Here is a 12,805-nt window from a genome sequence, read left to right on the forward strand (position 1 = left end):
AGGGCGCCGATGATTTCAATCGAGGAACTGCAGCGCATCGCCGATGCGCCGTTGCATTCGTGGCTCGGCACGCTGGGCGTGTCGGTCATCGTCATACTGGTCGTCACGGTCGTGCACCGCCTCGGCGCACGCATCGTCAAGCGCATCGCGCAGCCGTATCCGCTGATGAGCGCGATCCTGCGCTACATCGACAAACCGTCGCTCGTCGTGCTGGCGCTGCTGGCGCTCGAGTTCCTGTGGGTCCAGGCGGACGACGGCATGTCGTTCGTGCGCGGCATGCGCACCGCGGCCGCGGTCGGCTCGATCGTGTCGCTCACGTGGCTGCTGGTGCGGCTCGCGGCCGGCGTCGGCGACGCGATCATCCAGGCCCATCCGATCGATACGGCCGACAACCTCCAGGCGCGGCGCGTTCATACGCAGGCCAAGGTGCTCGTGCGGACCGTGATGGTGTTGATCGTGATCATCGGCACGGGCGCCGCGCTGATGACGTTTCCGAACGTGCGCCAGATCGGCGCGAGCCTGCTGGCATCGGCCGGCGTGGCCGGGCTGGTCGCCGGTATCGCCGCGCGGCCGGTGCTCGGCAACCTGATCGCCGGGTTGCAGATCGCGCTCACGCAGCCGATCCGGCTCGACGACGTGGTCGTGATCCAGGGCGAGTGGGGGCGCATCGAGGAAATCACCGGTTCGTTCGTGTCGGTGCGGCTGTGGGACCAAAGGCGCCTCGTCGTGCCGCTGCAGTGGATCATCGAGAACCCATTCACGAACTGGACGCGCAGCAGCGCGGAAATCATCGGCACCGTCTATCTGTCGGTCGACTACCGCACGCCGCTCGCGCCGCTGCGCGAGGAACTCGCGCGGCTCGTCCAGGCCGCGCCCGAGTGGGACGGCCGCGTGCAGGTGCTGCAGGTGACCGACGCGACGGAGCGCACGATGCAGTTGCGCGCGCTCGTCAGCGCGGCCGATTCGTCGTCGTGCTGGGATCTGCGCTGCCGCGTGCGCGAAGGGCTGATCGCCTATTTGCAGAACCGCTATCCGCAATGCCTGCCGCGCAGCCGGATGGAACTGTACCCGCACGAATCCGCGCCGGACGCGCCGACTCCCGAACGGCCGCATGTGCGCTCGCCCGCCGCCAGCACGGCGGCCAACACCGCAGCCGATCCGCAGGCTGTCGACGGCCGCTGAATACGCCCGGCCTGCTGCCATTGCCCATTTCCCATGACCGCGCTGAAGACGCTCGCCATCGCCAATTACCGCTCGCTGCGCGAGCTGATCGTGCCGCTCGCGGCGCTCAACGTCGTCACGGGGCCGAACGGCAGCGGCAAGTCGAGCGTGTACCGCGCGCTGCGGCTGCTCGCCGATACCGCGCAGGGCCGCGTGATCCCGTCGCTCGCGCGCGAAGGCGGCTTGCCGTCGACGTTGTGGGCCGGCCCCGAGCGCTTCTCGCGCGCGATGCTGGCCGGCGAGGTGCCGGTGACGGGCACCGTGCGCAATGGCCCGGTGAGCCTGAAGCTCGGCTTCGCGTGCGACGATTTCGGCTATTCGATCGATCTGGGCTTGCCGGTGCCGAGCCATTCGCAGTTCGCGCTCGATCCGGTGGTCAAGCGCGAATGCATCTGGGGCGGCGCGGTGCCGCGCCCGTCCACGCTGCTGGTCGACCGGCAGGGCGCGCAGATCCGTGCGCGCACCGCATCGGGCGACTGGCAGACGATTCCGCAGCCGGTCGCGAGCTTCGACAGCATGATGACCGAGTTCGCCGACCCGACCGGCGCGCCCGAGATGATCGCAGTGCGCGAACGGATCCGCTCGTGGCGCTTCTACGACCATTTCCGGACCGATGCGCAGGCGCCGGCGCGCCAGTCGCACATCGGCACCCATACGCCGGTGCTCGCGGACGACGGGGCCGACCTGGCCGCCGCGCTGCAGACGATTCGCGAAATCGGCGACGCGGCGGCGCTCGACACGGCGATCGACGACGCGTTTCCCGGCGCGTCGGTCGAGATCGACAATCCGGGCGGCCGCGGCCGCTTCGACGTGCTGATGCGCCAGCCGGGGCTGCTGCGGCCGCTGGCGGCGGCCGAGCTGTCCGACGGCACGCTGCGCTACCTGCTGCTCGCGGCCGCGCTGCTGACGCCACGGCCGCCCGCGTTGATGGTGCTGAACGAGCCGGAGACGAGCCTGCATCCCGATCTGCTGCCGGCGCTCGGCCGCCTGATCGCGCGGGCGGCCCGGCACTCGCAGGTGCTGGTCGTGTCGCACGCGGCGCGGCTCATCGCGACGCTCGAGCGCGAGGCCGGCTGCGAATCGCTGGTGCTCGACAAGCGGCTCGGCGCGACCGCGCTCGTCGATGCCGATTCACGCGACCTGCCGGCATGGAAGTGGCCGTCGCGTTGACGGCCCGATCGTGTGCCTGGGGGCGAGATCGGCAGCCGGCGGCGCCGGATCGGCCCGGCCGGGGCCTGATGCGAGGTAGGCCCCGGGCCCGGGCGGCCGAATGTATCCGGTCTGTAACAACCCCCAAAAAATGCAAGACCTGCGGTTCCGCTCCTCGGGATCGCCAATAATAATGAGATATCCGGCTGGTGCCATGCCGGCCCGCGCTGAATGGACGCAGGGCGGGATCGCATGAGCGAGTGCTCCGCCGGCCGTGCCGCAACGGACAGGACACAGGAGACGTCGACCATGAGAATTGCCCAGATCGCCCCGCTGACCGAATCCGTGCCGCCGAAGCTGTACGGCGGCACGGAGCGCGTCGTGTCCTACATCACCGAGGCGCTCGTCGAGCTCGGCCATGATGTGACGCTGTTCGCGAGCGGGGATTCGACGACGCGGGCGAAACTCGAGCCCGTGTGGCCGCGCGCGCTGCGGCTCGATTCGTCGATCCGCGACCGCGTCGCGCCGCACATGCTGCTGATGGAGACGGTCGCGCGCCGCGCGAAGGATTTCGACGTACTCCATTTCCACATGGACTACTACTCGTTCTCGGTCTTCAACCGGCAGGAAACGCCTTACGTGACGACCCTGCACGGCCGGCTCGACCTGCCCGAGCAGCAACCGGTGTTCGACACGTTCAACACGGCGCCGGTGATCTCGATTTCGAATTCGCAGCGCCAGCCGTTGCCGCAGGCGAAATGGCTGACGACCGTCTATCACGGGCTGCCCGATACGCTGTACATGCCGCAGCCCGTCGAGCCGCGCTATCTCGCGTTCCTGGGCCGCATCTCGCCGGAAAAACGCGTCGACACCGCGATCCGCATTGCCCGCCAGTGCGGGCTGCCGATCCGGATCGCCGCGAAGATCGACACGGCCGACCAGGAATACTTCGACCGCGAGATCAAGCCGCTCTTCGCGTTGCCGCACGTCGAATACATCGGCGAGATTGCCGATCACGAGAAGGCCGAATTCCTGTCGGGCGCGCATGCGCTGCTGTTTCCGATCGACTGGCCGGAGCCGTTCGGCCTGGTGATGATCGAGGCGATGTCGTGCGGCACGCCGGTGATCGCATTCAACCGCGGCGCGGTGCCCGAAGTGGTGGACGAGGGGGTATCGGGTTTCATCGTCGAGGATGAAATCAGCGCGGTGGCCGCCGTGAACCGGCTGCACCTGCTGCCGCGTGCGCGCGTGCGGCAGCGCTTCGAGGAGCGCTTCACGTCGCGCCGGATGGCGCAAGAGTACGTCGACGTGTACCAGTCGGTGATCCGCGCGCAGAAGCGCTCGCGCTTCAAGGTGATCGACTCGACGACCTGATCCACCAGACCGATCCGGCGCGCGGCGCAGGCGGATAAAAAAACGGCGATGCCCGCAAGGACATCGCCGTTTGCGCATGCCCCGCGCGCCATGCGCGCGGGCGTGCGTCGACGTCAGATCTTGAGCTTCGTGACCTTCGTGCCGTTGATCGACACGTCGCCCATCAGGCCCGCGTTGGTCAGCACGACGACCTGGATCGGCGCCGTGGCCGTGTTGGAGTCGACCGCACCGTTCGCGCCCATCTTCACGAGTGCGACCGATGCGCCGGCGCCGGCCGCCCAGCCGTCCGAGTTGCGGAATTCGTCGAGCGCCTGCTGCGTCATGAACAGGAACACGACCGCCTTCGATTGCGCGCCGGCCTGCAGGCCGACCGACAGCGACGACGTGTTGTAGTAGCCGACGGTGCTGCCGCCCACGCGCAGCGCGCCGTTGCCGGACTGGGCGCCGACGATGAAGCCGGCCTGCAGCACTTCGGGGAAGACCAGCACGCCGCGCGATTTCGCGACGAGCTCGCGCGAACCCTTGACGGTGGAGTACATGCGCGACAGCGTGGCGTCGACGCTCGCGTCGATCGACTGACGCTTCGACGCGTTGGTCGCGGCGTTGTCCGGCTTGTCCGGGGTGGTGGTGCAACCGGTGAGCGCGAGGCTACCGACGATCAGCGCGGCGGCGGCTTTGAGCACAAGAGTCCGTTTTTGCATCGTTGTTCTCCATCGGATGATGTTCGGAGTGAGTCTCGCTCAAGGAGCGGATCACGTCGGCAGTTATATCACAGCGGATTGGCGCCTTTTTTCGTTGCCGTGTGAAAAAGCGTCAAATCGCGCGGCGGTGTCGCGGCGCGCCAACGACGCATCGACGCCGACGCGCAAGGCGCGCCCGGCGCGTGACCGGCTGGCGGCGAACGCGAAGGTCGAACAAAGGGCGGCGGCGCGCGCCGGTGTCAGTGCGTGACGGGCGGAACGGGCGGCTTGATCGGCGGGCGGCGCAGCGCGCGACGGATCAGCGCGATCACGACGCCGCACGCGAACAGGAACGCGGCCGGGACGACCCAGTAGCCGACGAACGCATGCCACAGGTAACCGGCGAGCGTGTTGCGGCGCACCACGTATTCGTCGCGGGCCGCCTGCTGGCGCGGCGCGTTGGCGGCGAGCACGTCGGCCGGGCAGCCGGCCGCGCGCGCCTCGTCAGGATCCCCGTGGCACTTCGCGGCGGCGCCGGCGGCCTGCTGCGCGTCGGTGAGCTGCCAGGTGGTCAGCGCAAGCTGCAGGTCCGTCTTGTTGTACGCCATTTCCTCGCGGATCTCGCGCACGGCGACGATCGCGACGGGCACGGCCCAGAACACGATCACGATCAGCCAGCGGCGGAACCAGCGGTGTTGTCTCCATGCCATCCAAGCCTCCGTTTGACGCGCGTGCGCGTCCGTCTCGAGGGCGGCCCGATGGCGCTTCTTGGTCTTGGATGGGCCGCGTTGCAGCCATCATAGAAGAAAACGCGGCGAATTGCCGCACCATGTGGCGACGCCGCGGCGGCGGGCCGGAAAAACGGGGTGGGAAGGGGGGGCAATGCGTGGGTCGATGCGCGTGCAACGAAAACGAAAATGCCGCGCCCGCCGAAGCGGTGCGCGGCAGTCGAGACGGGAGCGCCGGAACTCAGGCGGCCGGCTGGTTGCTCAGGCAGCTCTTCATGAACGCCTTGCGATCGTCGCCTTTCTTGCCGGTGGCCTGCGTGTTGCACGCCTTCATCTTTTCCTGCTGCGTCATCGCCTTCGCGGGCTTCGCCGACAGGCAGTCCTTCATGAACGCCTTGCGTTCATCGCCCGTCTTGCCGGTGGCCTGCGTGTTACAGGCCTTCATCTTGTCCTGCTGGCTGTTCGCCGCGAATGCGGGGGAAGCCAGCATGCCGCCGAGAAGCACTGCGGCTACGAGCGATTGAATTTTCATTTCGACACTCCCATGGGGTGAGTTGCGTGTGATCGACGCGTCACGAAGCACGACGCGATGAGGACGGGGCCACATCGCACCACGCGTTCCGATTATGGCAAATCAATGTGAAAACACCAAAACGGCACTTTCTATAACGTTGCGGACGCCACGGCCGTTGACGGCACGCGCGTGCCGGAGATCGGGACAAACCATGACGCGCGACGGCCGGCCACGGCCGCCGCGCGGGAACCTGCCGGCGCGCGGCCGCGAGCCATTACAATCGCGGCCATGAATACTCCGAACTCCGCATCTTCTCCGTCCGCGGCGGCGCTGCCGCGCATCGCCGTACTCGCTACCGGCGGCACGATCGCCGGCGCCGCGCCCGACGCGGCCAGCACGGCCGGCTATCAGGCCGGCGCGCTCGGCGTCAATTTTCTGGTCGACGCCGTGCCGGCGCTCGCATCGGTCGCACGCATCGACGCCGAGCAGGTCGCCAGCATCGACAGCAAGGATCTCGCGCTGCCGCTGTGGAACACGCTCGCCGCGCGGATCGACGCGCTGATGGCCGATCCGGCCATCGACGGCATCGTGATCACCCACGGCACCGATACGCTCGAGGAAACCGCGTACGCGCTGCATCTGGTCGTCCGGGGCGACAAGCCCGTCGTGCTGACGGCCGCGATGCGGCCGGCGACCGCGCTGTCGTCCGACGGCCCGCTGAACCTGTTGAACGCGGTGACGGTGGCCGCCCATCCGGCCGCGCGCGGGCAGGGCGTGCTGGTCGCGTTCAACAACCGGATCCATGGCGCGCGCGAGGTCGTGAAGACGAGCACGTACGCGGTCGACGCGTTCCAGTCGCCGGAGCTCGGTGCGCTCGGCTGGGTGCAGGACGGCCGCGTCGAATTCGCCCGCCGCGTCACGCGCACGCGCGACGCGCAACTGGCGATCGCGGCGACCTGGCCGCCGGTCGAAGTCGTCGCGAGCTATGCGGGCGTGACGCGCACGGCCGTCGACGCGCTCGTCGCGGCCGGCGTGCGCGGCCTCGTCGTCGCGGGGACCGGCAACGGGTCGATCCATGCGACGCTGCAGGCGGCACTCGCCGAGGCGGCGAGCGCGGGCGTGGCCGTGGTCCGTGCGTCGCGCGTCGGGTCGGGGCACGTGATGCGCAACGGCGCCGCGAGCGACGATGCGCTCGGTTTCGTGAGCGCGGGCTCGCTGCACCCGTTCAAGGCGCGCGTGCTGCTGATGCTCGCGCTCGCGAACGGCATTCACGATCGCGACGCACTGCAACGCGCATTCGACACGCTGTGACCGATGGCCGCCGCTCGGGCGGCGCGTAGAGCATAAAAAAATGGCAGGCCAATGGCCTGCCATTTTTGCGTCAGTGCTGCGCGAATGCTCAGGACTGCGGCGGAATCACGAGCTTCTGGCCCGGGTAGATCCGGTCCGGGCTCGACAGCATCGGCTTGTTCGCCTCGAAGATCACCGGATACTTGTTCGCGTCGCCGTACACTTCCTTGGCGATCGCCGACAGCGTGTCGCCCGGCTTCACGTCGTGGTACTGCACTTCCGGATCGTCCGGCTGCAGATCGTCGTCGTTGACGCCCGCGACACCCTGCACGTTGCCGGCCGCGACCTTGACCTTCGCCTTGGTGTCGAGATCGGCGACGCTGCCCGACAGCGTGACGGTGCGCGATGCGCCGTCGAACGCGACGGTCAGGTTCGACGTGTCGAGCCCTTGCGAGTTGATGTAATGCTTGATCGCATCGGCCGCGGTCTGGTTCGCGGCATTCGGATCTTCCGCTGCCTGTGCATCGGCGTGACCCAGCAGTTTTTCACCCGCCTCCTTGATAAACGAAAGAAGACCCATCGTTGCACTCCTTAGGTGGTTGAAAAGAAAACGCGCCGTGAAGTGGCGAAAAAAACACCGCGCTGGGTGCGGGCCCCGGAAGGGGCGCGCGGGCGCGGCGGTTTTCTCGAAAGGCGTGGCGAAAGTGTAGGCGTTCGACGCGACGAATGCATGAAAAATCGCTCGCTCGAACGTAAAGAAATGTAATACGCGAAATCCGACAGGCGGACACCCGACGACGACGTCTGACCGACCAAGGCTTCCCCGGCGCCGCCGGGTGCCGCTGCGGACCCCACCACGCCGCTCTCAGCCCAGAGCGGCGTTTTTTCGCCCCGTCGCGCACGCGTTTTTGCGATGCGCGGCGGGGCGCCCCACCGTGATGCGCGCGTGCATCGCGCATCGATGCGACCGGCCGCGGCCGGCTCGCGTGTGTTCGTCGCGCGCGTTTGCCGTTGCAGCGAAACGCGCGCTGTTGCATCCGCGTTACGCGGCCGGCGTCTGGCCGATCTCGAAGTTCGACATGATCTCGAGTGCGCGCACGAGGGCCGAGTGATCCCATGCCTTGCCGCCGTGCGAGGCGCACACGCTGAACAACTGCTGCGCGCTCGCGGTGTGCGGCAGCGCGAGGCCGAGCTTGCGTGCGCCGTCGAGCGCGAGGTTCAGGTCCTTCTGGTGCAGCTCGATGCGGAAGCCCGGATCGAACGTGCGCTTGGTCATCCGCGCGCCGTGCACTTCGAGGATGCGCGACGCGGCGAAGCCGCCCATCAGCGCCTGGCGCACGCGCTCCGGATCGGCTCCCGAGCGGGCGGCGAACAGCAGCGCTTCGCCAACGGCTTCGATGTTCAGCGCGACGATGATCTGGTTCGCGACCTTGCAGGTCTGGCCCGCGCCATTGTCGCCGACGAGCGTGATGTTCTTGCCCATCTTCTCGAACAGTGGCTTCGCGCGCTCGAACGCCTTTTCCGGGCCGCCGACCATGATCGTCAGCGTCGCTTCGCGTGCGCCCACTTCGCCGCCGGACACCGGCGCGTCGAGGTAGTCGCAGCCGAGCGCGTTGACCTGCTTCGCGAATGCCTGCGTGTCGAGCGGCGAGATCGAGCTCATGTCGATCACGAGCTTGCCGGCTGTCAGGCCCTTCGCGACGCCGTCGTCGGCGAACAGCACGTTACGCACGTCGGGCGTGTCCGGCACCATCGAGATGATGATGTCGGCGTGCTGCGCGACTTCGGTCGAGTTCGCGACGACCTTCGCGCTCGCGCGCAGATCGTCCGGCACCGGGAACGCGCCGTTCACGACGAGCTGATGATCGCCCTTGAGCAGGTTGCGCGCCATGTGCGCGCCCATGATGCCGAGGCCGATGAAACCGATGGTTGCCATGTGAAAGTCTCCTGTGGGGCTGAAAACGGGAGGGGCGCGACTCAGGCGGCGCGACGCGCCGAGGCCGGTGCGCAGCCGGCCACGCTTTGCAGCCAGCCGAGGCCCTCCGTCGTGGTGGTGCGGGGCTTGTATTCGCAGCCGACGTAGCCGGCATAGCCGAGCCGGTCGAGCAGCGCTAACAGGAACGCATAGTTGATTTCGCCGGTGCCCGGCTCGTTGCGGCCCGGGTTGTCCGCGAGCTGGACGTGGCCGATCGACGCGAGGTTGCGTTCGATCGTCGCGGCCAGTTCGCCTTCCATGCGTTGCATGTGATAGATGTCGTACTGCAGGAACAGGTTGTCCGAGCCGACCGCGCGGATCACGTCGAGGCCTTCCGACGAGCGGTTCAGCGCGAAGCCCGGGATGTCGAAGCGGTTGCACGGCTCGACGAGCAGGCGGATGCCTTCGCGCTTGAGCGCATCGGCGGCGAAGCGCAGGTTGTCGACGATCGTCACGAACGTCTTGTCGCGCGCGGTGCTCGCCGACGGGATGCCGACGAGGCAGTTCAGTTGCGGCGCCTTCAGCGCCTTCGCATACTCGATCGCACGGCCGACGCCTTCCTGGAATTCGCCGACGCGATCGGGCAGGCACGCGATGCCGCGCTCGCCCTGATCCCAGTTGCCGGCAGGCAGGTTGTGCAGCACGAGGCGCAGGCGGTGCGTCTCGAGCCGTTCGGCGAGTTCCTCTTTCGCGTACGGGTACGGGAACAGGAATTCGACGGCGTCGAAGCCCGCGTCCGCGGCCGCCTTGAAGCGGTCGAGGAACGGCACTTCGTTGAACAGCATGGTCAGGTTTGCAGCAAACTTCGGCATGAGCTAAGCCTCTTCGGTCGGTCAGTCAAAAAATGTCGTGCGATTCAGTCGAGCATCGAGATCGCGGTCGGTGCGTGCTCGGCCTTTTCGGCGAGATCCTCGAATTCGTTGATCGCGTCGATTTCGGTGCCCATCGAGATGTTCGTCACGCGCTCGAGGATCACCTCGACGACCACCGGCACGCTGAATTCTTCCGCGAGCGTTTGGGCCTGGCGCAGCGCCGGCTCGATCTCTTCCGGCTTGAACACGCGCAGCGCCTTGCAGCCGAGGCCTTCGGCCACCGCCACGTGGTCGACGCCATACCCGTTCAGCTCCGGCGCGTTCACGTTGTCGAACGCGAGCTGCACGCAGTAGTCCATGTCGAACGCGCGCTGCGCCTGGCGGATCAGCCCGAGGTACGAGTTGTTCACGACGACGTGCACGTACGGCAGCTTGAATTGCGCGCCGGCGGCGAGCTCCTCGATCATGAACTGGAAGTCGTAGTCGCCGGACAGCGCGACGATCGGGCGGCTCGGGTCGGCCGCGCGCACGCCGAGCGCGGCGGGGATCGTCCAGCCGAGCGGGCCGGCCTGGCCGCAGTTGATCCAGTTGCGCGCCTTGAACACGTGCAGGAACTGCGCGGCGGCGATCTGCGACAGGCCGATCGTGCTGACGTAGCAGGTATCGCGGCCGAACACCTTGTTCATCTCCTCGTACACGCGCTGCGGCTTGACCGGCACGTTGTCGAAGTGCGTCTTGCGCTGCAGCGTGTGCTTGCGTGCCTGGCAGTCGGCGACCCACGCGCTGCGATCCTTCAGCTTGCCGGCGGCCTTCCATTCCTGCGCGACCGCGACGAACAGCTCGAGGGCGGCCTTCGCGTCGGACACGATGCCGAGATCCGGGCCGAACACGCGGCCGATCTGCGTCGGCTCGATGTCGACGTGCACGAACTTGCGGCCCTTCGTGTAGACCTCGACGCTGCCCGTGTGGCGGTTCGCCCAGCGGTTGCCGATGCCGAGCACGAAGTCGGACGCGAGCATCGTCGCGTTGCCGTAGCGGTGCGAGGTCTGCAGGCCGACCATGCCGGCCATCAGCGGGTGGTCGTCGGCAATCGCGCCCCACGACATCAGTGTCGGGATCACCGGCACGCCGACCGTTTCCGCGAACTGCACGAGCAGGTCCTCGGCCGCCGCGTTGAGCACGCCGCCGCCCGACACGATCAACGGCTTGTCCGCGTCGTTGAGCATCGCGAGCGCCTTCTCGATCTGCGCGCGGGTGGCCGCGGGCTTGTAGACCGGCAGCGGTTCGTACGTGTCGATGTCGAATTCGATTTCGGCGAGCTGCACGTCGATCGGCAGGTCGACCAGCACCGGGCCCGGACGGCCCGAGCGCATCAGGTGAAACGCCTGCTGGAACACGCGCGGCACGAGCGCCGGTTCGCGCACGGTGACGGCCCACTTCGTGACCGGCTTCGCGATCGATTCGATGTCGACGGCCTGGAAGTCTTCCTTGTAGAGACGTGCGCGCGGCGCCTGGCCCGTGATCGCGAGGATCGGAATCGAGTCGGCGGACGCGGAGTAGAGGCCGGTGATCATGTCGGTACCGGCGGGGCCTGACGTGCCGATGCACACGCCGATGTTGCCCGGCGCCGCCCGCGTGAAGCCTTCGGCCATGTGCGATGCGCCTTCGACGTGGCGCGCCAGCACGTGGCTGATGCCGCCCGACTTGCGCATGGCCGAGTAGAACGGGTTGATCGCGGCGCCCGGCACGCCGAACGCGGTCTGGATGCCTTCCTTCTCGAGCACGAGTACGGCAGCGTCGACGGCTCTCATCTTGGCCATGAATGTCTCCTTGAATGGTGGAATCTTGCGAATCGATCTGTTGAGGACACTTTAGGGATGCAGGAAAGGTTTGATAAGATCAGCCGAAGTCGCTTATTTCGAAACTAAAAGTATGGAATGACGGCCGGACGGGGCTTCCCGCCGGTGTCGGAGCCGGGTGGAGACAGCAGATGGATCGTTTCAAGCAGATCGAGACGTTCGTGCGGGTGGCCGATGCCGGCAGCCTCGCGGCGGCGGCGCTCGAGGAGGGTGTGTCGCCGGTGGTGCTCGGGCGGCGCATCGACGCGCTGGAGAAGCGCCTCGGCGTGAAGCTGATGTACCGCTCGACGCGGAGGCTGGTGGTCAGCGAGGAGGGCGCCGCGTTTCTCGAGCGTTGCCGCGGGCTGCTGTCCGAATGGGATCAGGCCGAGAACGAGCTGGCCGCCGGGCGGCGCGCGGTCAGCGGGCACCTGATCGTGTCGGCGCCGGCCGCGTTCGGGCGCAAGCACGTCGCGCCGCACGCGCCCGGCTTCCTGGCCGACAAGCCGGAGATGCAGCTGTCGTTCAACCTGACCGACCGGGTCGTCGACCTGGTGCGCGAAGGCTACGACCTGTCGATCCGGATCGGCGGCGCGGTCGATCCGAACTTCGTCGCGGTGAAGCTCGCGTCGAACCGGCGCGTCGTGTGCGGCACGCCCGACTATTTCCGTCAGCACGGCCGCCCGAAGTCGCTCGACGACCTGCTCAAGCACAACTGTCTCGCGTTCAACCTGCAGGGCGGGCAGAACCGCGGCTGGTATTTCCAGCGCCACGGCAAGATCGCGACGATGCGCGTGACCGGCAATCTCGACTGCAACGACGGCGAGCTGCTGCACCGCTGGGTGGCCGAAGGGCTCGGGCTCGGCTGGCGCTCGACGTGGGAAATCGCCGCGCAGCTCGAGACGGGCGAACTCGAGACCGTGCTCGACGACTACGCGCTGCCCGACTACGACATCCTCGCGGTCTACCCGCAGCAGCGCTACGTGCCGGCGCGCGTGCGCTACTTCATCGACTACCTGCGCGAAGCGTACGCGCGCCCCGGCTACTGGAGCACCACGCCGTAACGGGCGGCCCGCCCGGCCGCCCGGCGATTTTTTACGCTTCATGCACGCGGCGCGGGAATAAACTCGACGCAGCAGCGGTAAGGTCATCGAGCGCGCACGTTGCCGGTCTGTCCGGGCGCCGTGCGCGGAACGGGCGCGGCGTCGGCCGCCGGGACCAGGG

At 67.8% G+C, this 12,805-nt stretch carries 12 protein-coding genes; 5 read left to right on the plus strand and 7 right to left on the minus strand.

Annotation, left to right across the window (positions count from 1 at the left end; translation table 11 throughout):
* Positions 1-9 precede the first annotated feature (9 nt).
* The 3 genes from AC3IFE_RS24135 (at position 10) to AC3IFE_RS24145 (ending at position 3,744) form a co-directional block, all read left to right on the plus strand.
* Complete coding sequence (locus AC3IFE_RS24135) at positions 10-1,182, plus strand: mechanosensitive ion channel family protein (RefSeq protein ID WP_489192457.1); 1,173 nt, start codon at positions 10-12, stop codon at positions 1,180-1,182.
* Between the two features lie 33 nt (positions 1,183-1,215).
* Positions 1,216-2,391: an AAA family ATPase gene (locus tag AC3IFE_RS24140; RefSeq protein WP_489192459.1), complete on the plus strand. Its 1,176-nt coding sequence runs from the start codon at positions 1,216-1,218 to the stop codon at positions 2,389-2,391.
* 288 nt (positions 2,392-2,679) lie between these two features.
* Positions 2,680-3,744, plus strand: coding sequence for a glycosyltransferase family 4 protein (locus tag AC3IFE_RS24145; RefSeq protein WP_089467624.1), 1,065 nt, complete (start codon positions 2,680-2,682; stop codon positions 3,742-3,744).
* Between the two features lie 113 nt (positions 3,745-3,857).
* Here the strand turns inward: AC3IFE_RS24145 and AC3IFE_RS24150 are convergent, their stop codons facing one another.
* The 3 genes from AC3IFE_RS24150 to AC3IFE_RS24160 form a co-directional block, all read right to left on the minus strand.
* The gene (locus tag AC3IFE_RS24150) at positions 3,858-4,445 is read right to left on the minus strand and encodes a BPSL1445 family SYLF domain-containing lipoprotein (protein WP_050013250.1); all 588 of its coding nucleotides are present in this window, start codon (positions 4,443-4,445) and stop codon (positions 3,858-3,860) included.
* A gap of 239 nt (positions 4,446-4,684) precedes the next feature.
* Positions 4,685-5,134 (minus strand): hypothetical protein, encoded by a 450-nt coding sequence (locus AC3IFE_RS24155; RefSeq protein WP_489192462.1) that lies wholly within the window; start codon positions 5,132-5,134, stop codon positions 4,685-4,687.
* A 259-nt stretch (positions 5,135-5,393) separates the two neighbouring features.
* Positions 5,394-5,684: a PsiF family protein gene (locus tag AC3IFE_RS24160; protein ID WP_059233960.1), complete on the minus strand. Its 291-nt coding sequence runs from the start codon at positions 5,682-5,684 to the stop codon at positions 5,394-5,396.
* 270 nt (positions 5,685-5,954) lie between these two features.
* Between AC3IFE_RS24160 and AC3IFE_RS24165 the strand changes: the two genes are divergently transcribed.
* Positions 5,955-6,977: an asparaginase gene (locus AC3IFE_RS24165; protein ID WP_301739008.1), complete on the plus strand. Its 1,023-nt coding sequence runs from the start codon at positions 5,955-5,957 to the stop codon at positions 6,975-6,977.
* A gap of 88 nt (positions 6,978-7,065) precedes the next feature.
* Here the strand turns inward: AC3IFE_RS24165 and lysM are convergent, their stop codons facing one another.
* From lysM to gcl, 4 genes are all read right to left on the minus strand, one after another.
* Complete coding sequence (gene lysM, locus AC3IFE_RS24170; protein WP_089467972.1) at positions 7,066-7,536, minus strand: peptidoglycan-binding protein LysM; 471 nt, start codon at positions 7,534-7,536, stop codon at positions 7,066-7,068.
* Between the two features lie 462 nt (positions 7,537-7,998).
* Complete coding sequence (locus AC3IFE_RS24175; RefSeq protein WP_089467621.1) at positions 7,999-8,892, minus strand: 2-hydroxy-3-oxopropionate reductase; 894 nt, start codon at positions 8,890-8,892, stop codon at positions 7,999-8,001.
* Positions 8,893-8,933: 41 nt separating this feature from the next.
* Entirely contained in the window at positions 8,934-9,743 is an 810-nt protein-coding gene (gene hyi / locus AC3IFE_RS24180; protein ID WP_489192466.1) for a hydroxypyruvate isomerase, read from the minus strand.
* A gap of 44 nt (positions 9,744-9,787) precedes the next feature.
* Positions 9,788-11,563 carry a glyoxylate carboligase gene (gene gcl / locus AC3IFE_RS24185; protein ID WP_489192468.1) on the minus strand — a complete coding sequence of 592 codons (1,776 nt, stop codon included), beginning with the start codon at positions 11,561-11,563 and terminating at the stop codon, positions 9,788-9,790.
* Positions 11,564-11,733: 170 nt separating this feature from the next.
* Between gcl and AC3IFE_RS24190 the strand changes: the two genes are divergently transcribed.
* Entirely contained in the window at positions 11,734-12,645 is a 912-nt protein-coding gene (locus AC3IFE_RS24190; protein WP_089467618.1) for a LysR family transcriptional regulator, read from the plus strand.
* The last annotated feature ends 160 nt before the right edge of the window (positions 12,646-12,805 follow it).

This window comes from Burkholderia sp. APQ4-4ca, assembly GCF_057837105.1.

Excerpts from the sequence above, each read along its gene's own strand:
- AC3IFE_RS24135 (WP_489192457.1), top strand. The coding sequence starts at position 10 with ATGATTTCAATCGAGGAACTGCAGCGCATCGCCGATGCGCCGTTGCAT.
- AC3IFE_RS24140 (WP_489192459.1), top strand. The coding sequence starts at position 1,216 with ATGACCGCGCTGAAGACGCTCGCCATCGCCAATTACCGCTCGCTGCGC.
- AC3IFE_RS24145 (WP_089467624.1), top strand. The coding sequence starts at position 2,680 with ATGAGAATTGCCCAGATCGCCCCGCTGACCGAATCCGTGCCGCCGAAG.
- AC3IFE_RS24150 (WP_050013250.1), bottom strand. The coding sequence starts at position 4,445 with ATGCAAAAACGGACTCTTGTGCTCAAAGCCGCCGCCGCGCTGATCGTC.
- AC3IFE_RS24155 (WP_489192462.1), bottom strand. The coding sequence starts at position 5,134 with ATGGCATGGAGACAACACCGCTGGTTCCGCCGCTGGCTGATCGTGATC.
- AC3IFE_RS24160 (WP_059233960.1), bottom strand. The coding sequence starts at position 5,684 with ATGAAAATTCAATCGCTCGTAGCCGCAGTGCTTCTCGGCGGCATGCTG.
- AC3IFE_RS24165 (WP_301739008.1), top strand. The coding sequence starts at position 5,955 with ATGAATACTCCGAACTCCGCATCTTCTCCGTCCGCGGCGGCGCTGCCG.
- lysM (WP_089467972.1), bottom strand. The coding sequence starts at position 7,536 with ATGGGTCTTCTTTCGTTTATCAAGGAGGCGGGTGAAAAACTGCTGGGT.
- AC3IFE_RS24175 (WP_089467621.1), bottom strand. The coding sequence starts at position 8,892 with ATGGCAACCATCGGTTTCATCGGCCTCGGCATCATGGGCGCGCACATG.
- hyi (WP_489192466.1), bottom strand. The coding sequence starts at position 9,743 with ATGCCGAAGTTTGCTGCAAACCTGACCATGCTGTTCAACGAAGTGCCG.
- gcl (WP_489192468.1), bottom strand. The coding sequence starts at position 11,563 with ATGGCCAAGATGAGAGCCGTCGACGCTGCCGTACTCGTGCTCGAGAAG.
- AC3IFE_RS24190 (WP_089467618.1), top strand. The coding sequence starts at position 11,734 with ATGGATCGTTTCAAGCAGATCGAGACGTTCGTGCGGGTGGCCGATGCC.